The sequence below is a fragment of the Acinetobacter lwoffii genome (assembly GCF_024129595.1).
GTDB lineage: Bacteria > Pseudomonadota > Gammaproteobacteria > Pseudomonadales > Moraxellaceae > Acinetobacter > Acinetobacter lwoffii_O.
Genome location: NZ_JAMXXS010000007.1, coordinates 41176 through 61167, shown reverse-complemented (window position 1 = coordinate 61167; position 19992 = coordinate 41176). Strand labels below are relative to the sequence as shown.

Annotated in this window: 26 protein-coding genes; 18 read left to right on the top strand and 8 right to left on the bottom strand. The window is 45.1% G+C overall.

Annotated elements, in window-relative coordinates:
• The first annotated feature begins 53 nt into the window (after window positions 1–53).
• From metX to rdgB, 4 genes are all read left to right on the top strand, one after another.
• Window positions 54–1214, top strand: coding sequence for a homoserine O-succinyltransferase MetX (gene metX, locus NI466_RS05590; RefSeq protein WP_044111890.1), 1161 nt, complete (start codon window positions 54–56; stop codon window positions 1212–1214).
• Complete coding sequence (metW, locus tag NI466_RS05585) at window positions 1214–1807, top strand: methionine biosynthesis protein MetW (RefSeq protein WP_004278415.1); 594 nt, start codon at window positions 1214–1216, stop codon at window positions 1805–1807. Before metX ends, metW begins: the two co-directional genes overlap by 1 nt.
• Window positions 1804–2394 carry a tetratricopeptide repeat protein gene (locus NI466_RS05580; protein ID WP_004647420.1) on the top strand — a complete coding sequence of 197 codons (591 nt, stop codon included), beginning with the start codon at window positions 1804–1806 and terminating at the stop codon, window positions 2392–2394. Before metW ends, NI466_RS05580 begins: the two co-directional genes overlap by 4 nt.
• A gap of 104 nt (window positions 2395–2498) precedes the next feature.
• Window positions 2499–3125, top strand: coding sequence for an RdgB/HAM1 family non-canonical purine NTP pyrophosphatase (gene rdgB, locus NI466_RS05575; RefSeq protein ID WP_253173019.1), 627 nt, complete (start codon window positions 2499–2501; stop codon window positions 3123–3125).
• 185 nt (window positions 3126–3310) lie between these two features.
• Here rdgB and NI466_RS05570 read toward each other — a convergent pair whose 3' ends face one another.
• Window positions 3311–4192: an AEC family transporter gene (locus tag NI466_RS05570; RefSeq protein ID WP_253173017.1), complete on the bottom strand. Its 882-nt coding sequence runs from the start codon at window positions 4190–4192 to the stop codon at window positions 3311–3313.
• A gap of 185 nt (window positions 4193–4377) precedes the next feature.
• On the opposite strand from NI466_RS05570, the gene tatA reads away from it, so the two are divergent.
• From tatA to NI466_RS05550, 4 genes are all read left to right on the top strand, one after another.
• Entirely contained in the window at window positions 4378–4596 is a 219-nt protein-coding gene (tatA, locus tag NI466_RS05565; RefSeq protein WP_005245949.1) for a Sec-independent protein translocase subunit TatA, read from the top strand.
• Window positions 4597–4605: 9 nt separating this feature from the next.
• Complete coding sequence (tatB, locus tag NI466_RS05560; RefSeq protein WP_005245947.1) at window positions 4606–5028, top strand: Sec-independent protein translocase protein TatB; 423 nt, start codon at window positions 4606–4608, stop codon at window positions 5026–5028.
• Complete coding sequence (gene tatC, locus NI466_RS05555) at window positions 5025–5801, top strand: twin-arginine translocase subunit TatC (RefSeq protein ID WP_005107926.1); 777 nt, start codon at window positions 5025–5027, stop codon at window positions 5799–5801. Before tatB ends, tatC begins: the two co-directional genes overlap by 4 nt.
• A gap of 193 nt (window positions 5802–5994) precedes the next feature.
• Window positions 5995–8223: a PhoX family protein gene (locus tag NI466_RS05550; protein ID WP_253173015.1), complete on the top strand. Its 2229-nt coding sequence runs from the start codon at window positions 5995–5997 to the stop codon at window positions 8221–8223.
• Window positions 8224–8279: 56 nt separating this feature from the next.
• Here the strand turns inward: NI466_RS05550 and NI466_RS05545 are convergent, their stop codons facing one another.
• Window positions 8280–9059: an NRDE family protein gene (locus NI466_RS05545; protein ID WP_195725177.1), complete on the bottom strand. Its 780-nt coding sequence runs from the start codon at window positions 9057–9059 to the stop codon at window positions 8280–8282.
• A gap of 93 nt (window positions 9060–9152) precedes the next feature.
• On the opposite strand from NI466_RS05545, the gene lgt reads away from it, so the two are divergent.
• From lgt to NI466_RS05530, 3 genes are all read left to right on the top strand, one after another.
• A complete protein-coding gene (gene lgt / locus NI466_RS05540; RefSeq protein ID WP_005107931.1) occupies window positions 9153–9962 on the top strand; it encodes a prolipoprotein diacylglyceryl transferase in 810 nt (269 codons plus the stop codon).
• A 92-nt stretch (window positions 9963–10054) separates the two neighbouring features.
• Window positions 10055–10447 (top strand): hypothetical protein, encoded by a 393-nt coding sequence (locus tag NI466_RS05535; RefSeq protein WP_005103145.1) that lies wholly within the window; start codon window positions 10055–10057, stop codon window positions 10445–10447.
• Window positions 10440–10826 carry a hypothetical protein gene (locus tag NI466_RS05530; RefSeq protein WP_085064498.1) on the top strand — a complete coding sequence of 129 codons (387 nt, stop codon included), beginning with the start codon at window positions 10440–10442 and terminating at the stop codon, window positions 10824–10826. The genes NI466_RS05535 and NI466_RS05530 overlap by 8 nt, the downstream gene beginning before the upstream one ends.
• An 18-nt stretch (window positions 10827–10844) precedes the next feature.
• Here NI466_RS05530 and NI466_RS05525 read toward each other — a convergent pair whose 3' ends face one another.
• On the bottom strand, window positions 10845–11360 hold the full coding sequence (locus NI466_RS05525; protein ID WP_085064497.1) for a CHAP domain-containing protein: 516 nt from the start codon (window positions 11358–11360) through the stop codon (window positions 10845–10847).
• Between the two features lie 418 nt (window positions 11361–11778).
• On the opposite strand from NI466_RS05525, the gene NI466_RS05520 reads away from it, so the two are divergent.
• The 7 genes from NI466_RS05520 to msrA all read left to right on the top strand — a co-directional run bounded on the left by NI466_RS05520 (window position 11779) and on the right by msrA (window position 16240).
• The gene (locus NI466_RS05520) at window positions 11779–11904 is read left to right on the top strand and encodes a lipocalin/fatty acid-binding family protein (protein WP_005245940.1); all 126 of its coding nucleotides are present in this window, start codon (window positions 11779–11781) and stop codon (window positions 11902–11904) included.
• A gap of 3 nt (window positions 11905–11907) precedes the next feature.
• Window positions 11908–12108, top strand: a complete 201-nt coding sequence (locus tag NI466_RS05515) for a lipocalin family protein (RefSeq protein WP_005250658.1) — start codon at window positions 11908–11910, stop codon at window positions 12106–12108.
• Window positions 12109–12413: 305 nt separating this feature from the next.
• Window positions 12414–13256 (top strand): thymidylate synthase, encoded by an 843-nt coding sequence (gene thyA / locus NI466_RS05510; RefSeq protein ID WP_086044126.1) that lies wholly within the window; start codon window positions 12414–12416, stop codon window positions 13254–13256.
• 199 nt (window positions 13257–13455) lie between these two features.
• Entirely contained in the window at window positions 13456–13968 is a 513-nt protein-coding gene (locus NI466_RS05505) for a dihydrofolate reductase (RefSeq protein WP_253173014.1), read from the top strand.
• Between the two features lie 23 nt (window positions 13969–13991).
• The gene (locus tag NI466_RS05500; protein WP_253173012.1) at window positions 13992–15041 is read left to right on the top strand and encodes a DUF4105 domain-containing protein; all 1050 of its coding nucleotides are present in this window, start codon (window positions 13992–13994) and stop codon (window positions 15039–15041) included.
• Window positions 15042–15143: 102 nt separating this feature from the next.
• Window positions 15144–15605, top strand: coding sequence for an META domain-containing protein (locus NI466_RS05495; protein WP_044111866.1), 462 nt, complete (start codon window positions 15144–15146; stop codon window positions 15603–15605).
• Window positions 15606–15715: 110 nt separating this feature from the next.
• Window positions 15716–16240 carry a peptide-methionine (S)-S-oxide reductase MsrA gene (gene msrA, locus NI466_RS05490; protein ID WP_004647414.1) on the top strand — a complete coding sequence of 175 codons (525 nt, stop codon included), beginning with the start codon at window positions 15716–15718 and terminating at the stop codon, window positions 16238–16240.
• 64 nt (window positions 16241–16304) lie between these two features.
• Here the strand turns inward: msrA and NI466_RS05485 are convergent, their stop codons facing one another.
• The 5 genes from NI466_RS05485 to NI466_RS05465 all read right to left on the bottom strand — a co-directional run bounded on the left by NI466_RS05485 (window position 16305) and on the right by NI466_RS05465 (window position 19964).
• Entirely contained in the window at window positions 16305–16709 is a 405-nt protein-coding gene (locus NI466_RS05485) for an ExbD/TolR family protein (protein ID WP_004278434.1), read from the bottom strand.
• A complete protein-coding gene (locus tag NI466_RS05480; RefSeq protein WP_114541271.1) occupies window positions 16709–17332 on the bottom strand; it encodes a MotA/TolQ/ExbB proton channel family protein in 624 nt (207 codons plus the stop codon). Before NI466_RS05480 ends, NI466_RS05485 begins: the two co-directional genes overlap by 1 nt.
• 25 nt (window positions 17333–17357) lie before the next feature.
• Window positions 17358–18125: an energy transducer TonB gene (locus NI466_RS05475; protein WP_253173010.1), complete on the bottom strand. Its 768-nt coding sequence runs from the start codon at window positions 18123–18125 to the stop codon at window positions 17358–17360.
• Window positions 18126–18317: 192 nt separating this feature from the next.
• Complete coding sequence (purU, locus tag NI466_RS05470; protein WP_004278437.1) at window positions 18318–19184, bottom strand: formyltetrahydrofolate deformylase; 867 nt, start codon at window positions 19182–19184, stop codon at window positions 18318–18320.
• Between the two features lie 48 nt (window positions 19185–19232).
• Window positions 19233–19964, bottom strand: coding sequence for a TetR/AcrR family transcriptional regulator (locus NI466_RS05465; protein ID WP_034437998.1), 732 nt, complete (start codon window positions 19962–19964; stop codon window positions 19233–19235).
• Window positions 19965–19992: the final 28 nt, after the last annotated feature.

Sequence of the window (19992 nt, the reverse complement as noted above, 5' to 3'; positions counted from 1 at the left end):
GCAAATGGTATCCTTTTATTATTCATACTAAAGATTTAAGGCGAATCCTCCCCGTGTCTTTTCCAGCTGACTCAGTGGGCATTATTGTCCCACAAAAGTTCCAATTTGAAGAGCCGTTAGAGCTTGAATGCGGTCGCATCCTCCCACGTTTTGAACTGATGGTTGAAACTTATGGCGAACTCAATGCCGATAAGTCCAATGCCATTCTGATTTGTCATGCCCTTTCCGGTCATCACCATGCTGCTGGCTATCATCATGAAGATGATAAAAAAGCCGGCTGGTGGGATTCATGTATTGGTCCCGGTAAAGCCATTGATACGTCAAAATTCTTTGTGGTTTCACTGAATAATATTGGTGGCTGTAGCGGTTCTACCGGCCCGATCTCGCCAAACCCTGAAAATGACAACCGTCCTTATGGCCCTGATTTCCCCTTGGTTACGGTCCGCGATTGGGTCAAAACCCAAGCCTTGCTTTCTGATCGTTTAGGAATTGATACCTGGGATGCCATCATTGGCGGTTCACTGGGTGGCATGCAGGCATTGCAATGGTCAGTGGATTATCCAAACCGTTTAAGAAAATGCGTGATCATTGCCAGCGCTCCAAAGCTTTCTGCACAGAATATTGCTTTTAACGAAGTGGCACGTCAGTCGATTTTGTCAGACCCGGATTTCCATAATGGTCGTTATCTGGAAAATGACAGCTATCCAAAACGTGGTCTGATTCTGGCGCGTATGGTCGGTCATATTACTTACCTGTCCGAAGAAGCCATGAAACAGAAATTTGGCCGCGATTTGAAATCAGGCAAATTTATGTATGGTTTCGATGTCGAATTCCAGGTCGAAAGCTATCTGCGTTATCAGGGTGAGCAGTTCAGCCGTAACTTCGATGCCAATACCTATCTGATCATGACCAAGGCGCTGGATTACTTTGATCCGTCGCGTGAATATGAACAGTCGCTCAAAAAAGCCATGGCCAATACTCAGTGTAAATTCTTGGTGGTGTCATTTACCACTGACTGGCGTTTTACCCCTGCCCGCTCGCAAGAAATCGTGGACGCCTTAATTAGCAACCATAAACCTGTCAGCTATCTGGATATTGATGCCGAACAGGGTCATGACTCTTTCCTGTTCCCGATTCCGCTCTATGTAAAATCTTTGCGTGCATTCCTGGGAGGTGAAGAACACCTGAAAGCAACACCAAAGGAGGCCGTATAATGCGTATCGATCAACAACTCGCTGAAAAGTGGATTAAGCCCGGTTCTAGCGTACTTGATCTCGGTTGTGGCGATGGTGAACTGCTGGCACAAATGAGTAAAAAGCACGATATTCGTGCATACGGATTAGAAATTGATCAGGAAAAGATTGCAATTGCAGTCAGTCGCGGGTTAAATATCATCCAGCAAGACTTAAACCTCGGCTTAAGCCGCTTTGCTGACCAGTCTTTTGACAACGTGGTCATGGCACAAGCTTTGCAAGCTGTAGATGCGCCTGACGTATTATTACGTGATATGGTGCGTGTGGGGAAACAGGCTATTATTACCTTCCCAAACTTTGCCCACTGGAAGACCCGTTCTTTCTTGGCAATCAAAGGGAGAATGCCGGTTTCTGAAGCCTTGCCGTATATGTGGTATAACACCCCGAATATCCACTTATGTACATTTCGTGATTTTGAAGCACTTTGTGCGGAAAATAACATCAAAATTATTAATCGACTCGCTGTGAACGGGAATCAAGAAGATAGTTTGCTGAGCAAGCATCTCCCTAATCTATTTGGTGAAGTCGCAATTTATCGAGTGAGCGCGCTATGAAAAAATTATTATTAAGTACGACGCTACTGGCTGGACTTTTTGGCATGCAAGCCCATGCAGATTATGTTGCACCGAGTCCTTCTGTTGCCAGTCAAGCGGCTCAGTATTCCATTATGGATATCAATAGTCTGACCAAAGCGGCGAAAGCCGGTCAGGCCGGTGCACAGTTTTATCTGGCCACCAAATACCAGTATGGTAAAGATATACAGAAAGATGAACGTCAGGCCTTTGCTTGGTATAAAGCAGCAGCCGATCAAGGTCTGGCAGTTGCTCAGCTAAATGTCGGCCGTATGCTAGCCGATGGCATTGGTACCAGAAAAGATGAAGCGCTGGCGCGTCAGTATTTTGAAAAAGCAGCCAGCCGTGGCGATAACCGTGCCAGCTTTAACCTGGCAATGATGGAAGAGAAAAAGAAAAACTATATGGGTGCTTACCAATGGTATGAACTGTCTACCCGTGATGGCATGCTCGATAATAAGGTGATTACGCTATCGGAAGGCAGAAAAACTGCCTTGGCGGCGAATTTGACCCAAGAGCAGATCCGTCAGGCGCGTGATCGTGCCGACAGATGGATTCAGGCACAATAAGCTGAATGGTATAAATAGCACCTTCGGGTGCTTTTTTATTGCCGCAAATTCTTCATCAATTGCTAAAATAGCGCCCATTCTTTATCTAATAATGAGTTTTTGACATGGCTGCAACTGACTGGTTATCCCAAGGCACACTGGTATTGGCGAGTAATAACAAAGGTAAAATTGCCGAGTTTGAAAAACTGTTTGCCGAGTTACAACTGCCGGTTGAAGTCGTGGCTCAGGGCAAGTTGAATATCGAAGATGCGATCGAAGATGGTCTAAGCTTTGTCGAAAATGCCATTATTAAGGCTCGCCATGCTTCTAAAATTTCCGGAAAACCTGCTATTGCAGATGATTCAGGTATTTGTGTGCCTGTTCTTGGAGGTGCTCCCGGCATTTACTCGGCTCGTTATGCCGGTGAGCATGGCAACGATGCCGCCAATAATGAAAAACTGCTGGCCGATCTCAAACCCTTACGCCAAGATGGTGAAGTGATTGAGGGCATGTTTGTTTGCGTACTGGCACTGGTTCAACATGCCGAAGATCCCTTACCGCAAGTCTTTCAGGGTATCTGGCACGGGGAAATTCTGGAAGCTGCGCGTGGTGAAAATGGTTTTGGCTATGACCCGTTGTTCTGGTTACCGGAACTCGGAATTTCCAGTGCAGAAATGAGTAAGGAAGAGAAAAATAAAATCAGTCATCGTGGACAGGCGATGCAGTTGTTTAAGAAGAGTTTGGAGAAGTAAGTTCCTCCTCTCACCCCAGCCCTCTCCCTTTGGGAGAGGGCTGGGGTGAGAGATTTTTAAAATACACCTCTCCCCTTGCGAAACAGCGTTTCTCATCTCCTAAAAGAAGAGGGAAAATCATTCTTCTAAAGCTTTTACATCCTCTCTAACTCTCGCCCTAAGGGCAAGAGGACCTTTTTATGTTTTTATAATCCTGGCATCAACGCATGCATGATTACCCCATATAGAGCAATCAAGATCGCACTGGCCAAAGTTCCCGAAGCAATATATTTGGCGGAATGGCCCGTTCCCTGATAATGGGTTTCCAGCGCTACAATATTGGCTGCAGGAGGCAATAAAAAGAACATCAGCATTACAGCATAAGTCAGCGTCTGCTGCGGAATAGGTAAATAATAATAGGCGACAACACACAGCAAAACCGCAAACAGTCCTCTATAAAAAATCAGTTGCAGACTATACATTAAATCGAAGCGGCTGATCCGCACATTACTTAGCCACATCCCCAGCACACACATGCCACTAAAAGTGACCAGCACTTTATTGGCTTGATACAGCATCTCCACCCAAGCGACTTGCTGCCAGTGACTCAAATCCCAAAATGATAATAGTGCTGCTACTGACAATGCCACCACTGGCGGTGAGAGCAGGACATTTTTTAAAATATAGCCACTATCTTGTCTGGCTTCACTGACTGCCATCACCGCACAGACATTGCCAAACAAGGAACCACCGATGTACAGCGCCACCACGGTACTGGTCGCTTGCGGGCCAAAAACTGCCAGTGCAAAAGGAATCCCCAGCCATGCCCCATTTAAATAACTCAGGCATAAGGCACGTAGTTTATTTTTCAAGGTGAAATAAAATAGGGCAAAGAACAGACAGGAACAGAAAAAGCTGAAGGCAATCAGCCACAAACTGCCCTCTTGGTAAAACACCATGTTGTAGATAATCAGTACTGGAATCAGTACTCGGGCCAATAAAGACGCCAAGAGAGGTCGAACTGGTTTTAAATATTGCACCCCCCAATAACCGATCAGAAAAGACAGGAGGGGAAGAATTAAGGCCATGACAATACTGCTGAGATTTCCATATCAAGCTGTATGCTAGCACAGCTTAGTTTTTCTCAAATGATAGAATTTTTGATCTGAGTGATTCATACCCTGCTACTGTTTCGGCAAACTGTCATCAAAGCGTCACCGCGCTGTCATACAAGCCTGCTGAGATAGGTGCATGAAATATAGAGGATAAAATAATGGCAGGATTATCAATTTGGCATGTGCTGATTTTTGCAATTGTGGTGATTTTATTGTTCGGTACATCAAAACTTAAAAATCTGGGTAAAGACGTCGGCGGCGCGATTAAAGACTTTAAAAAATCAGTCAAAGATGAAGAGGCAGAACAAGCTCAGCTTGCAGAGCCACGCACCATTGATGCTCAGGTCAAAACTCCTGAACATTCGGTTAAAAGTTAAGAGTTCGCTATGCTCAATATTGGAATGACCGAGCTGCTGATTTTCGGGATTATTTCGCTTTTGGTTCTTGGGCCAGATAAGCTTCCGGAAGCAGTACGTTTTGTCGGAACATGGTACGGCAAGATCAAGCGTATGGTGAGCAATGTTCAGAATGATCTTGATCGTGAATTGCGCCTGTCTGAGCTACGTGAACAGATGCAGGCTGAAATGCAGCGGATTCAGGAACTGGAGGCCAAGATGCAGGCACAAGTGGCTAATTTGCAGCAGCCGATTGTAAGCGATGAAGTAAAAATAAAATCGCAAGCTGTCCAGCCCTTGCTCAGCTATCAGCCGGTGATACAGCCTGTATCACCCGTGTATTTACCCAAGCCTACAGCAATTCAAACCGTGATTTCCGAACAACGCTATACAGAAATGAAGGTGGCCGTATGACATCCTTGCCGACCACACCAGCCTCCAATGATGCTGCAGCACTGAACCTCGAACAGATGCCGATTACCCAGCATTTGATCATCTTAAGAAAGCATCTGTTTAAAGTGGTTGCTGTCCTGATTGGCCTGTTTTTCTGCTTATTGCCCTTTGCCAATCAGACTTACCAGTGGTTGTCTGAACCCTTACGGGCACAGCTACCTGCCAGCTCAACCATGATTGCCACAGATGTCACTGCAACCTTCATGGCACCTTTTAAACTGAACTTCTTTGTCGCGCTGATGATCGCGATGCCGTTCATCCTGTATCAGCTTTGGACCTTTATTAAGCCTGCGCTCTATGCCAAAGAAAAGAGCTTGGCCTTGCCACTTTTGATCGGCAGTATCGTGCTGTTTTATACCGGTATCAGTTTTGCCTACTTTGTGGCATTGCCCTCGATTCTGCATTTTTTTATCAGTGTTTCGCCGGAAACTGTGGCCCCGATGACCGACATCAACAGTTATCTCAGCTTCTGTTTAAAGCTGTTTCTGGTCTTTGGTTTTACCTTTGAAATTCCTATTATTACCCTGGTTCTGATCTTGATTGGCGCAGTTTCGACACAGACTCTGGTAGAGAAACGGCGCTTTATTATTGTGGGCTGCTTCTTTGTAGCGATGTTTGTCACCCCTCCGGATGCCCTGTCGATGATCATGCTGGCTGTCCCGATGTGGCTACTGTTTGAACTGGGTTTGCTGGCAGGGAAACTGATTGAAAAACGTCGTTTAAAGACCGAATAACAATAACCAGCCAAAACAACAAAAATATCGATTTACTCAGGCAGCTCTGGCTGTCTTTTTGTTTTTAATTTTCAATAAAATACTGATTTATTTAATTTTATTGAAACAATTCTTTCACTTCCCTGTCATTTTTAGCCGTTAATTTACTCATAACCATTTAAAACAACCAAGCACATACTGCTAGGAACAAAATATGACTGATCAAATTGCTTTTAATGATGATTATGACAGCAACACTTCGGGGAACCCAGAATTTCACCAACTGTTTAACCAACAGATGAGTCGTCGCGATTTAATTAAAAAGACGGCTGGTGGTGCAGTAGCATTAACCTTAGCAGCCTCACTTACGGGCTGTAGCGATAATGATGAAGAATCAACTCCGCCAAGCATACCTGCAACACCGAATGAACCAGATTTAACTGCAACACCTAAATCATTAACCTTCAAACCAGTGGATAAAAACACTTTAGAGCAATTTACTGTGGCTGAAGGCTATGATTTTAAAGTCCTACATGCGGTAGGTGATCCTTTACACCCAAGCCTACCTGTATGGGATGAAAACAATATTCCTAGTGGTGTATCCTACGAACGCCGTGTCGGTGACAACCATGATGGTATGACCTTTTTTGGTTTAAATACCAGCAAGCAAAATTTTGATGCGACTGTATCGGACACTGGCTTATTGGTGATGAATCACGAATATTTACAACGTGATGACTTACACCCTCGTGGTAGCATATTTGATCAAGATGATATCACTGAAGATGAAGTAATCCGTGAAGTAAACTCTCATGGTGTTTCTATTGTTGCAATCAACAAAAATCCTGAGACACAAGAAATCACGGTCGATTTAAACTCGCCATTTAACCGCCGTATTACAGCAGCAACTGAAATGGAATACCGTGGCCCTGTACGTGGTAATACGTTGGTACAAACAGCATTTAGCCCAGATGGTACCAAAACACGTGGCACCATCAACAACTGTGGTAACGGCTATACCCCTTGGGGCACTTATCTCACCACTGAAGAAAACTTCAACCAATATCTCGCACGTCAAAAAGACACCGAAGGCGGGGATGTACGCGATGCCAATACCGAACATGCGTTAAAACGCTATAAAGTCAATAATGGCGCACGTGGTTATAACTGGCAAAGCATTAGAAATCCACAAATCTTTACGCCAGATTATTTCAGCCGTTGGAACACAGTCATCAGCGGTGCATCGGAACAAGAGGATTATCGCAACTCGATTAATACTTTCGGTTGGATTGTTGAAATAGATCCGTTTGATAATCGTAGTATGCCAGTAAAACGTACCGCTTTAGGTCGCTTTGCTCATGAAGACTGCCGTGCTAGCCGTGCCATTGCAGGTAAACCACTTGCATTCTATATGGGTGATGATTCACAAGGCGAATACATCTATAAATTTGTCTCAGATACTCCATGGAATCCTACTGATGTCAACGGTGGCTATGCAGCTGGCGACAAATACATGAATAACGGTAAGCTTTATGTTGCTCAATTTGATTTCAATGAAGCAACGGGCGAAGCTAAAGGCCAATGGTTAGAACTCTCTTTGTCTAATCCAAAGATTGCCAACTATGCAGAATACAAATTTGCAGACCGAGCAGATATTTTGGTCAATGCACGTATCGCAGCCGATGCAGCGGGCGCAACTAAAATGGACCGCCCTGAATGGGTTGCGGTAAATCCACATAATGGCGAAGTGTATGTCACATTAACCAATAACTCACAACGCGGTTCAGCACATGTAATTGATGCAGCTAATCCACGCCAATATTCAGATGATGATGATGCAACGAACCGCCTACGTGGCAATATTAATGGTCACGTGATTCGCTTCCGTGAAACAGGCGACGATGTTACTGCAACATCATTTACATGGGATATTTTCCTATTTGGTGCCGAAGCAGATTCAATCCCAGGTGTAAACCTTTCTGGCTTGACGGATGCAAATGACTTCTCTAGCCCAGATGGTATGTGGTTTGATGACCGAGGCGTATTATGGTTACAAACTGACGATGGTGCATATACGGATACAACCAACTGCATGATGCTGGCAGCACTTCCTGGTTCAGTGAGCGATGGTTCTGTACAAACCGCAACAGCGGGGACAGGCACACAAAAAACACCTATGGGTGCGAAGCTCGATGACTCGAAGCTACGCCGTTTCTTGGTTGGTCCTGCTGGCTGTGAAATTACAGGGGTCACTATGACACCTGACTACAAAGCCATTTTTGTAAACGTGCAACATCCAGGTGGCACTTGGCCTGCAAACCAAGCTGAACATTTAATCAGTACTGGTCGTGCGTATTCACGTCCACGCTCAGCAACAGTCGTGATTACCCGTAAAGATGGCGGTGTCATTGCAGGTGAGTCGTTAGAAACCCCTAAAGCTTAAACCCTGAAGTGACCTAAAAAATGCCGACATCTGTCGGCATTTTTTATATCCGGTGATTATTTTAGGCTAATTATTTTCTCAATAGTTTGACCTGCGGTTGTACCTTGTTGTGACTTCTCGATCCAGTGCCATTGTCCCTGCTGCATTCTCAAAAAATTTGAGCAGCGGGTGCCATAGGCCGGACTCTGGATAAAAGTCGAAGACAGCAGCTGTTCCATTTCCACGGAGATACCTGTGTCTGGCAGCAGCTCCGGAATCACCTTGCGTTCATCTTCCAGAATATCCCAGACTGCATGACACAAATCTGCTTCTGCGATCTCCTGGTATTGCAGCATCGGTAAAAATTCCTGGGTAAAGCGTTTACGTAAATGGCGGGTCTTGTACCAGTCTTCGCTCATCAGGCCATTCGAAACCACATAGACGCCATGCGCCAGTACTTGTGGTGCTTCACCGCGATTGCTCATATACACCGCCTGATCCTGATCCCCCATAAAAAGATTAAAGCCGGCATAGTCACACTGGCGTTGTTCCAGATCTTGAGCAAAACGAATCGGCGTTAAGTCAGAATCTAAAAAGTTCTGGATGATATGTCCACGTGAAGTCGGATAATGCCCTTTGTCCTGCCCATCACGAAAATTGGTAATCACCGCCCAGCGACCAGAAGCCGTAATCCCCATCCAGGTGCCGCCCGACTGTAGATCCTGTCCGGCAATTATCGGACTATTCTCCCATTCATGCAGCTCCTGCGTAGGACGCTGATAGAACTCATCCCGATTTGAAATCAGACATAATGAGCTCTGATCCAGAACCCGCCAAGCCAATGCCACGATACACATAATTTACGCTCTCGATCTTTACACATTGAATGTACAACATTTTTCTTTGCTTTAAGCTAAAATCTGTGCAAAACAGAATCACAAGGAACAGGAATGCTCACCTATCCCAATATTGATCCCGTCGCGATTTCGCTCGGGCCCTTACAAGTCCACTGGTATGGACTGATGTACTTACTGGCATTTTTATTTGCCTGGGGATTGGCGACGTTTCGCGCCAAACAACGTGGCTGGACACCGGATATGGTGTCTGACCTGATTTTCTTCGGTGCACTCGGTGTGATCATCGGTGGCCGTGTCGGTTATGTCTTCTTCTACGGTTTTTCCCAGTTCCTGGCCGATCCTTTATGGCTGTTCCAGATCTGGACCGGCGGTATGAGTTTCCATGGCGGTTTCCTCGGGGTCATTCTGGCCATGTTGTGGTGGTGCAAGAAATATAAGATGACCTGGTTCCAGACTCTGGATTTTATCGCACCTTGCGTACCGACAGGCTTGATGTTTGGCCGGATTGGTAACTTTATAGGTGGCGAACTGTATGGCCGTCAGGTCACCGACCCAAACTTTGCCTGGGGCATGATTTTCCCGACTGATCCGCTGCAACTGGTTCGTCATCCATCTCAACTCTATCAGGCACTATGTGAAGGCCTGATCCTGTTTATTGTACTGTGGTGGTTCAGCTCGAAGCCACGTCCACGTATGGCAGTTTCTGCGCTGTTCCTGATCGGTTATGGCCTGGCACGTTTTGTGGTTGAGTTCTTCCGTGAGCCGGACAATGGCCAACTGTTTATTGGCTGGATGAGCAAAGGACAATTCCTGAGCCTACCAATGATCCTGATTGGCTTATGGATGATGTGGTATGCCTACCAGAAGAAAATATATGACTGGGGTCCACAAAAAAATAGCTGAGAAAATCGCGTAATTTAGCGAGGCAGAGGCCTCGCTTTTTTATACTCAAAATATGCTAAAGTGCCGATTATCTCTTCTATTCTTTCATCATTATGCTTGAGTTCTGGTTTAATCCGCAGGTGTCTGTTCTCAAAAAACTGTTGATCTTTATTGTGATTGCAGCGACAGCTGCAGGCTTGTACTGGATGGAACCGCTGCCCTTAGATTCTATTTTGATGTTTGTCGGTACCGGCATCATTTTTCTGATCTGCCGTTACTGCAAAATCCACTTTGCCAGCAAAAACCCGACCGGTTTGCTGTATAGATTACTGACCTGGATTCCAATTGCCTTATTGATTGCTTTAGTTTTTATGAATATGCAACAGGGTGAAATCCTGATTCCGGGTGCACAAGGCATTGCCTTTATGGCACTGGCAATTTGTCTGTTTTCACCATTGTCGCTGCTCAATCAGAACTCTCAGGATCCAGAGCCACCACATGCTTGAATTTTGGTATTCGGAACGCTGTAGCCGTCAAATCAAACTCATTGTCATCATCGCGACCTGTATTTTGATTTATGCAGCATCGACTGTGGCCCAGTTAGGTCCGATATTTGTTGGGGTGAGTTTAGCGATTGGAATTGTTGTGCATTTACTGCACCATTTCCGCCTAAAAATCTCAAAATCCAATCCCTATGCAAATGGCTTTAGCGCCTTGAGCCGGGTGATTCCCATCATTGCCTTAATTACCCTGTTTGGCTATTTGCCTGAACAGCACCAACAATGGGGCAAATTTGCCTGGGGTCTGCAATGTCTTGGCTTTGCCGCGATTGGATTATTTATCGTTTCAATCTATGAAAGCCGTGCGAAGCGTTTTGAGGACTGATCACTTCGCAGTATTTTCTTAGAAGTAAGTTTCCAGACGATAGTAACTATAAGTCACGTTTTTATTGCGATAAACCGCATGATCTCGCTGTTTGAAATCCGATACCCAGGCACTACCTGAATAAGCCGCGATATGTCCATATTTATGTCCCTGAGTACGGTCAATAATATAGATATCGCCTTTTTTCGGCCGATCAAAAGAAGCATTAATTTTCTTATAGCCCAGCTGCATCAGGGTACTTCCCCAATCTGCCGCTGCGACTGGATGGTTCACAATTTTCGCACCAGAGGATTGCAGACCGACACGAATACTGCGCGCACATTTCTGTGTACTGGTATTTCGGGTAATGCCTTGCAGATAACTGGTAAATTTCTCGATATTGATACGATGGCCATTGCTTACGCCTGAAGCATTACGGACAGTGGCTTTGTGGGATGACTTTTTAGGTCTTTGCTCCGATTGGGAACGCACCATGATATTCGCTTGGACAGGAGCATATACTTCGCTCATGTTTACTTGATGATCATAGATCATGCCTTACCAACCGCTCCTCGCCTGTAATTTAGGCTTTCATATTGTTAACAAGCCGAGAATACTAGTCGTTTAAATGTTATCTTTCACATTAAAAATGTAAATAAATTTGTCTATTTTTGCGGCATTCAAATTAAGCCGTTCTTTCTAATACAGTTACAAAACCCATCATCTTTGCAAAAAAAATGTAAAGCAAAGCCAACTTCGATGCCTTGCAAAGCTTTTTTAGCCTGAACTATACAAAATGAGTCCTTATCTTTTTCTACTCAAACGTGTGGATTTAATCTGTAGCTCGGCCATTTTCAGATAACATTTCACCACATGATTACATCATTTTAAGCTTTACCGCCTGTATTACACTGATGCGGCATTTTTAAACCTTGAACTAAACTTTAAATATTGAACTAAACAGAGAAGAAAAATGAGTCAGACTTTAAGTACCGTTTCAAATTTTAATTTAGAACAATATTTAAGTACCTGGTATGACATTGCACACTTGCCGATGAAGCGCCAACCTGAAGACAGCACCGATATTTCTGCGGTATAGAGCTTGAATGAAAATGGCAAGGTGGATGAAGCCATTGCTGAAGCGATCATTGTCGATGCAGAACATGCCAAGCTTGAAATCAGATTTTTACCTGAAGGCTTGCATGGGATCCCGTTTACCAAGGGCGATTATTGGGTCTTAAAAATCGATCCGGATTATCAGACGGCACTCGTGGGCGAGCCGAATAAAGAATATTTATGGTGATTACATCGCGACACCAGTCTGGACGAAGCGACTCAACGCGAATATTTAAGTTATGCAGCACCCTTAGGTTATGATCTGTCTGATCTGATTCATACCGTCCATACGGGCCATAAAACCGCTTAAACTGCAATCAAAAGACCTCTATCAGGAGGTCTTTTTTATTCTCAATTTGGGCGATGAAAGCTCATCAAAAAATGCTATGATGTGCGCAATTTAAATTGTCCCTTTCGACAGAAAATTGATTATAAAATAATCCGTTCTGCTGTTAAAACGGCAATTTTCAACAGATTCAAATAGAGAGAACTATGCGCCAATATCTTGACCTTTTACAACATATCCTCGACAACGGCGGCGATAAAGGCGACCGTACCGGTACAGGTACACGTTCGGTATTTGGTCATCAGATGCGCTTTGATCTTTCCCAAGGTTTTCCTTTACTCACCACCAAAAAAGTTCATTTCCGTTCTATCGTGATTGAACTGTTGTGGTTCCTGAAAGGTGATACCAATGTTCAGTATTTAAAAGACAATAAAGTCTCGATTTGGGATGAATGGGCGACCGCAGAACAGACTGCACGTTTTGGCCGTCCTGAAGGCGAACTGGGTCCAGTATATGGTCACCAATGGCGTAATTTTGGTGCCAGCAAAAATGCAGACAATAGCTATAACCAAGATGGTTTTGACCAGATCAAATGGTTGATCAATGAAATTAAAACTAATCCGAATTCGCGTCGTCTGATCGTGTCCGGCTGGAACCCGAATGAAGCGGGTCAGGTCGCATTACCACCTTGCCATACCCTGTTCCAGTTCTTTGTGCACAATGGCAAATTGTCTTGTCAGTTGTACCAGCGCAGTGCCGATGTATTTTTGGGTGTACCATTTAATATTGCCAGCTATGCTTTGTTGACGCATATGATCGCGCAAGTCTGTGATCTGGAGGTCGGTGACTTTGTCTGGACTGGTGGCGATACTCATTTGTACAGCAACCATTTTCAACAGGCACAGTTACAGCTCAGCCGTGAGCCATTAGGCCTCTGTCAATTAAAACTAAATCCGGAGATCAAAGACCTGTTCGATTTCAAATTTGAAGATATCGAAATTGTCGGTTATGAATCTCATCCAGGAATTAAAGCCCCTGTCGCTGTTTAATTTTCTTTATTATAAAATTCCCTCTCCTCCTCGGAGAGGGCTAGGGAGAGGCCTTTTACCACGCGTGAATCGCCAACTCCTTTCAAAATATATTCCCGGCCCTAAAGCGTGAAGGCAATCAAGATAAATTGTGAACCTCTCCTTCGTACCAGTAAAAAATTACACGAAGGGCTTTGGGTTTGATGAGAAGGATCAATACATGTCATTTCAAGATTTAGAAGTTGTACACGTCGTCGCCATCGATCAGCAGCGTTGTATCGGCAAGGGCAATGACCTACCTTGGCATATCTCTGCCGACCTGAAGCACTTCAAGGAAATCACCCAAGGCGGTGTGGTGGTGATGGGTCGCAAGACACTAGAGTCGATGGGACGTACTCTACCTAAACGGGTGAACTGGGTCATTACTCGTGATCCAAACTGGGCATTTGCAGGTACCAAAGTCGCTTATAGCATTGAAGATGCACTGAGCCAAGCCGTGGCAGATGTGAAAGCTTCAGAAAAGCCTGAAACCATTTTCATCATTGGTGGCGGTGAAATCTTTAAACAGACCATGGAGATCACAGACCGTCTAGAACTGACGCATGTCGAACTGGATGTACAGGGCGATGCCTATTATCCAGCGATTCCAGCAGAATTTAAAAAAGTCGCTGCCGAGCAACATATCGACGACAAAACCGGCATTGCTTTTGAGTTCGCAACCTACAGAAAATAAAGCCTATTTCTCATGAAAAAGTGATGATGCAGGGACGCGAATACATCTCCAGACATTGGAGTCTGTGGCTACTGGGCAGCCTGTTTACTTTATTCGTCCTTCTGTCGAGCCTGTGGTTCAGCCTGATGCTCTGGGTTCATCAACCCCTCGGAAAAATCGGCAGCTTGATGCTGATTGGACTCTGGCTGACCTTTGCGCTGGTCGTTCTCGGGATTTATTTCACCCGGCATCTGATCTCCCGCCAAGTGGATAGCGTTCTTTATCTTCTGGCCTTTTTATTCTGTCTGCTAGGATATTTCAGTCTGGAAGCGCGTCAGGATCGAGAGTGGAATCCTGAGGTTTCCCAGCTTCTGCATTATGAGCAGCAAGGCGATCAGGTTACCTTACACAATATCCGCAACTTTGACTGGCAGGCCGATGGTCGCTATATCGAACGCTGGGAAAGCCGCAGTTTTGATCTGAATCAGATTACTGGCGTGAACATCATTACTTCCTACTGGATGGAACCTAAAATTGCCCACACCCTGGTCAGCTTCGATTTTGCCAATCAAAAGCCACTCACCTTCTCGATTGAAATCCGCAAGGAAAAGAATGAAGAGTTTTCAGCGATTGGTGGCTTTTTCCGAAAATATGAACTGAGTCTGGTCGCATCGGATGAAAAGGATATTGTCTATACCCGTAGCAATGTCCGTGGTGAACAGGTCTATTTTTTCCCGGTAAAGATGCCGCAAGCTCAGGCCAAAGCGCTATTCAAGGAATATCTGCGTCAGGCCGATGAACTGGCCCAAAAGCCAAAATGGTATAATACCCTGACCAGTAATTGCACCACACTGGTCTTTGATATGGTGCAGGCAGTTTCGCAACAACCGCTACCCTCAGATTACCGGCTGCTGGCCTCCGGCTATTTACCAAATTATCTCTATGATCTCAAAGTACTGGAACAGTCTTGGGATATGCACACCTGGTATCAACGCGCGCATGTCAATCCACGGGTAGAACAGACCGCTAATCTCTCCAGTCAGGACTATTCAAGACTCATGCGACAAGGTCTACCGAAACCAGACATGCGATAACTGTGTAGCAAATCCACTTCAATAAAGATACAAAATCAACTGGAACCTTGATCATTTTTTTGTTTATATACAAATAGCTAGTCAATGATCAGAGTATCTCTCATGCTAAAAAAATTAACTGCCATCGCGATTTTAGGCTCGGTTTTAACGGTCATGGGCTGCGAAACTGTGCCTAATACAGCCACGACACAAACCGCGAATCATTTACAACTTTTGCAAAATCGTACCTGGATTGCGACCCAGATTGGCAATACTGAAATCAAGACGGTGCCAACCGCACGCAATGTTCCGAGTCTGCAATTTGATGCCAGTACCCAGCGCGTTTCAGGTTCAGATAGCTGTAACCGGATTATGGGCAGCTACACAGCAGCGAAAGACACGCTGACCCTGAGCCAAATGGCCACTACCCGTATGGCTTGCATGAACAACGATCAGCTTGATCAGAAATTTAATGAAGCTTTAGCCAAAGTGACTCATTATCAAGTGTTTGGTAAAACCTTAAAATTACTGGATCGCCATGGAAATCTCTTGATCCAGCTGGAAAGTGCTGTTCAGCCGCGTTAATACTTCCCTACAAAAAGCCTGTATGGACAGGCTTTTTTATCTTTCATACTGATGAGCTGGAATTTAACCATCAGCCCGATTGAGTTATTTAATTGAATGAGGAATCAACCATGCAACAGGCACTTTTCGGTGGGGGATGCTTTTGGTGTACTGAAGCCGTATTTTTACAGATTCAGGGAGTTCAGCAAGTCGTCAGCGGTTACGCAGGTGGGCACACAACTCAGCCAAACTATGATGATGTCTGTGGTGGCAATACCGGCCATGCCGAAGTCATTCTGATCGATTTCGATGAAAACCAGATTAACTATAACCAATTGCTCGATGTCTTTTTTGCGACCCATGATCCAACCACATTAAACCGTCAAGGCAATGATGTCGGCACCCAGTATCGTTCTGTGATTTATTATCTGAATGATGAACAGCAGCAACAGGCGCAGCAGGCGATGGATGCCCTGAAAGCCGATGGCATCAATGTGGTAACTGAACTGAGCCCTGCCCCGACTTTCTATCCGGCGGAAGACTATCATCAAAACTTCTTTGCCAAGAACCCGACCCAGGGCTATTGTAATTTTGCCATTCCGCCAAAATTGAATAAATTACGCAGCAAATTTACGACCCTCTTAAAAACCCATTAAGTTTCATGAAAAATGGGCATAAAAAAAGCGACTGCAATCAGTCGCTTTTTTTATTACCTAAATCTTAGTTATCAGTTGCAAAAGCAATATCGCTGAGTCCGGCTCCACTCGCACGCGACATGACTTGCGCCACTGAGTCATAACGTGATTCTTTATCCGCTTTCAGCACAATGGTCGGCTGACGTTCAGCTTGGCCCGCTTCATTAAAACGGGTTTCAAGCTGCTCTAGCGTCAGTACATCGCCATTCCAGGCAATGTCACCTTCGGCATTGATGCTGATCGTGACATTTTCAGGCGGCAGATCGATAATCTCCGCAGTGGTTTGTGGCAAGGTTAATGGAATTGATGGGTTCGCAACGGTCGCTGTCACCAGAAAGATGATCATCAATACCAACATAATGTCGATGAGGGGAATGAGGTTCATCTCATTCATGCCTACATCGTTGTCTTCACCCAGTTGAAAAGCCATTAAGCTTGACCTCCCACGAAACTCTGTTGTGTTACTTTTTCATCAGGCTTTTTTGCAGCAGATTCCTGTTGCAGCATGGTATCAATTAACAGACCGTGTGCCTGATCCTGTAACTCATGAGCCAAGCCACGATTAGCACGTACACAGATGTTATAAGCCAGTACCGCAGGAATCGCGACTGCTAGACCTAAGCCAGTCATAATCAATGCTTCACCGACTGGGGTTGCTACTTGTGCCAGTCCAGCCTGACCACTTTTACCAACAGCAACCAACGCATGGAAGATGCCCCATACTGTACCGAATAAACCGACAAATGGAGAAATTGATGCGATGGTACCCAAAACTGATACACCTTTTTCGGCATTGGCTTTTTCTGCTGAAATCTGGCGTAACAGCGCCTGTTCTGCCACTGCCTTACGCTGTTCAAAGCCCAAAGGAGCCAGTTTGGTTTTCAGTTGCTCCAATGCCTTAGATAACTGAGTATAGGCAATCTGTTTCAGTTGGCGAGTGCCCATCAAACGCAGCACAAAAATGGTCCATGTCGCAATCGACATTGCCAATAACACGAAATACAGCGTTTTACTGACTGCATCAGCGTGTTGCCAATAAACTGAAAAGTTCATATTCGAACTCCTAATGGGTGAGCCGTTATTTAACCTGAAAATCGAAAGGCTGTTCCACGCGTGTTGGATAAGCCACACCATTTTCAACATATTTGGTGAGTTGTGCACGACGTACCGCTGCTTCTACTTTGCGCGTTACCGCCGGGCTACAACTTGAATTTCGTGCAGTCGCAGAGACCACTTTACCCTGCTCATTCGCTGAAACGTCTACTACCAGTGAACAGGCTGATTTTAATTCACCTGCAGAGAGTGAGACTTTTGGTGAACGCTGCCAAGACACGCCCCCACCAATTGATACACTTTTCGGAGATGGCGGCGCAGCAGGTGCTGGCGGTGCCACAGGCGCAGGTGGCGCGACCGGAGCAGGTGCCGGTTTAACTTTAGTTTCAGTGACCACTGTCGGTACAACCGGACTTGGGGTTGGTTTTGCTTCAACTGGCGGTGCTTTAACTACTTTTGGCGCTTCAGCCTTTTTCACCTGCTCGATTTTTTCTACTTTTTTCGGTGGTGGTGGCAGCGGTTTATCGACAATTTTGACTTCTTTTGGCTTAGGCGGCTCTTTTTGTGGCTCGGCCTTCGGCTTTGGCGGTAAAGGTTTTGGCGCTTCCTGGAGTTTTACAAAGCGCACTTTTAAGGGTTGCTTATCAATGGGTGCCAGCTCAGGTGCTTTCATCTGGCTGATCGCATATAACACACCCACATGCCCAACCAGTACAGCCGCCACGATAGAGATGACTTTCTTTTTCATCTGATTCGGCGGTGTAGGCATTTGGGGCGCAGCAACTTGACTCATTAAATCTATTACCTTGAGGAGATGATGTGGAACAAACTATCAAGCTCATCGGTTAGCACAATTAAAGTATGCCAATAATAAATGAGAAGTGTTTTCATTTGCAACCGCTAATCCTACCTTTGACTGACTTTTTTTGCATCAAAACAAAAAAGGCACACTAAAAGTATGCCTTTTTAAAACTCAATGCAAGTCTTATTGGAACACGACAGTCTTGTTGCCATCGACAATAATACGGTCTTCCAAATGCCATTTTACCGCACGGGCCAATACATTACGTTCTACGTCCTGACCGAGTTCACGTAACTGCTCAACAGTAAAGTCATGGTTCACGCGCTCCACATCCTGCTCAATAATCGGACCTTGATCCAGATCAGCAGTCACATAGTGCGCAGTTGCACCGATCAGCTTCACGCCTTTTTCATAGGCCTGTTTGTACGGATTGGCACCTACAAAAGCCGGCAGGAAAGAATGGTGAATGTTGATCACTTTCATTTCCCACTTGCTGACAAATTCTTCATCCAGAATCTGCATATAACGCGCCAGCACCAGTAAGTCATTGCCCTGCATCAACTGGTCGATTTCTGCATAAGCTTCAGGTTTGTTGTCTTTGGTCACCGGCACAACTTCGAATGGAATGCCAAAATTTTCAACTGCTTCACGTAAAGTCTCGTGATTCGACACCACTTTGGTAATTTCACAAGGCAAACCACCACGCGCATGACGCCATAACAGCTCAAGCAAGGCATGATCGACTTTAGACACCAAAATACCGACTTTTTTCACGTCACTGACCAGAGCCAGACGCCATTGCATGCCATAGCGTTCCGCCACATTCGCTGCAAAAGTCTGGGTAATACTTTCTTTGCGACTTTGAAGATTATCTAATTCAAATTCAACGCGCATGAAGTAACGTCCACCCTGCGCTGCTGTCGCATATTGGTCAAGCGCAGTAATGTTGGCACCTTGATGATACAAGAAGCTCGAAACAGCCTGCACGATGCCCGGCTTGTCTTCACAAGTAATCAATAAACGTGCGGTGTTAGCAGTCGTCATATTCATGTTGGTTTAAGTCACTAATCAGTTAAATTAAAAAATAAGCCGAGTATTCTAGCGCGTTTCTTGGATATTCTGAATAGTTTGTTCAGATTCAGAATCTTTAGACGACGACAGGCTGGCAAAAAGTTCCGAAGAGCCCAAACTACTCAATAAACCTTCATAGGTTTGACGACTTTCACCACGTAAATACGCCCCTTCCAAGAATACCATTTGACGGAGTGCCTGCCAGACCCATTTTTCTTCCAGCGTATTGGAATCGGTCAAATGACCTGACATATACAGGAAATTGGTCCAGTTGGTCAGTACAATCCACAGGTTAATGATCAGTGCTTCAATTTCTGAATCGGTCATGTCCATCAGGCCTGCATTAACAAAGCCTTTATAGATTTTCTGGCCCTGCTGCATGACCTGCCCGGCAAAGCGTGGATACATCTTGCGAAAATCTTCGTTATTTTCTACCAGATGATAGACGTCACGATGCAGGAAACGGTAAGCCCAGAGCTGGCTGCTCAGTACCTGAAAATAATGCACCTTGTCATTGGCATCCAGCGCACGGTCATCCGGCAGCGCCAGCATTTCCAGGGTCTGGTGCTGGTACTGTTCCATCAATTCTTTAATAATTTCATTTTTATTGCGGAAATGATAATACAGGTTACCCGGGCTCATGCCGAGTTCAGCCGCAATGTGATTGGTGGTTACCGATCGTTCACCACGCTCGTTAAACAGCTGCAAACTGAGCTGCAAGATACGCTCTTTAGTTTTTAAGGTTTTGGTTTGGGACATCCTAAAATAACCATTCAGTTCATGCATT

Coding starts and splice junctions, on each gene's coding strand:
- purU (WP_004278437.1), bottom strand. CDS start 19,184: ATGAATATGACGACTGCTAACACCGCACGTTTATTGATTACTTGTGAA.
- lgt (WP_005107931.1), top strand. CDS start 9,153: ATGCTCACCTATCCCAATATTGATCCCGTCGCGATTTCGCTCGGGCCC.
- tatA (WP_005245949.1), top strand. CDS start 4,378: ATGGCAGGATTATCAATTTGGCATGTGCTGATTTTTGCAATTGTGGTG.
- NI466_RS05495 (WP_044111866.1), top strand. CDS start 15,144: ATGCTAAAAAAATTAACTGCCATCGCGATTTTAGGCTCGGTTTTAACG.
- NI466_RS05550 (WP_253173015.1), top strand. CDS start 5,995: ATGACTGATCAAATTGCTTTTAATGATGATTATGACAGCAACACTTCG.
- NI466_RS05520 (WP_005245940.1), top strand. CDS start 11,779: ATGAGTCAGACTTTAAGTACCGTTTCAAATTTTAATTTAGAACAATAT.
- msrA (WP_004647414.1), top strand. CDS start 15,716: ATGCAACAGGCACTTTTCGGTGGGGGATGCTTTTGGTGTACTGAAGCC.
- NI466_RS05580 (WP_004647420.1), top strand. CDS start 1,804: ATGAAAAAATTATTATTAAGTACGACGCTACTGGCTGGACTTTTTGGC.
- thyA (WP_086044126.1), top strand. CDS start 12,414: ATGCGCCAATATCTTGACCTTTTACAACATATCCTCGACAACGGCGGC.
- metW (WP_004278415.1), top strand. CDS start 1,214: ATGCGTATCGATCAACAACTCGCTGAAAAGTGGATTAAGCCCGGTTCT.
- NI466_RS05465 (WP_034437998.1), bottom strand. CDS start 19,964: ATGTCCCAAACCAAAACCTTAAAAACTAAAGAGCGTATCTTGCAGCTC.
- NI466_RS05505 (WP_253173014.1), top strand. CDS start 13,456: ATGTCATTTCAAGATTTAGAAGTTGTACACGTCGTCGCCATCGATCAG.
- NI466_RS05570 (WP_253173017.1), bottom strand. CDS start 4,192: ATGGCCTTAATTCTTCCCCTCCTGTCTTTTCTGATCGGTTATTGGGGG.
- tatC (WP_005107926.1), top strand. CDS start 5,025: ATGACATCCTTGCCGACCACACCAGCCTCCAATGATGCTGCAGCACTG.
- NI466_RS05545 (WP_195725177.1), bottom strand. CDS start 9,059: ATGTGTATCGTGGCATTGGCTTGGCGGGTTCTGGATCAGAGCTCATTA.
- tatB (WP_005245947.1), top strand. CDS start 4,606: ATGCTCAATATTGGAATGACCGAGCTGCTGATTTTCGGGATTATTTCG.
- NI466_RS05525 (WP_085064497.1), bottom strand. CDS start 11,360: ATGATCTATGATCATCAAGTAAACATGAGCGAAGTATATGCTCCTGTC.
- NI466_RS05500 (WP_253173012.1), top strand. CDS start 13,992: ATGATGCAGGGACGCGAATACATCTCCAGACATTGGAGTCTGTGGCTA.
- NI466_RS05535 (WP_005103145.1), top strand. CDS start 10,055: ATGCTTGAGTTCTGGTTTAATCCGCAGGTGTCTGTTCTCAAAAAACTG.
- NI466_RS05485 (WP_004278434.1), bottom strand. CDS start 16,709: ATGGCTTTTCAACTGGGTGAAGACAACGATGTAGGCATGAATGAGATG.
- NI466_RS05480 (WP_114541271.1), bottom strand. CDS start 17,332: ATGAACTTTTCAGTTTATTGGCAACACGCTGATGCAGTCAGTAAAACG.
- NI466_RS05530 (WP_085064498.1), top strand. CDS start 10,440: ATGCTTGAATTTTGGTATTCGGAACGCTGTAGCCGTCAAATCAAACTC.
- rdgB (WP_253173019.1), top strand. CDS start 2,499: ATGGCTGCAACTGACTGGTTATCCCAAGGCACACTGGTATTGGCGAGT.
- NI466_RS05475 (WP_253173010.1), bottom strand. CDS start 18,125: ATGAGTCAAGTTGCTGCGCCCCAAATGCCTACACCGCCGAATCAGATG.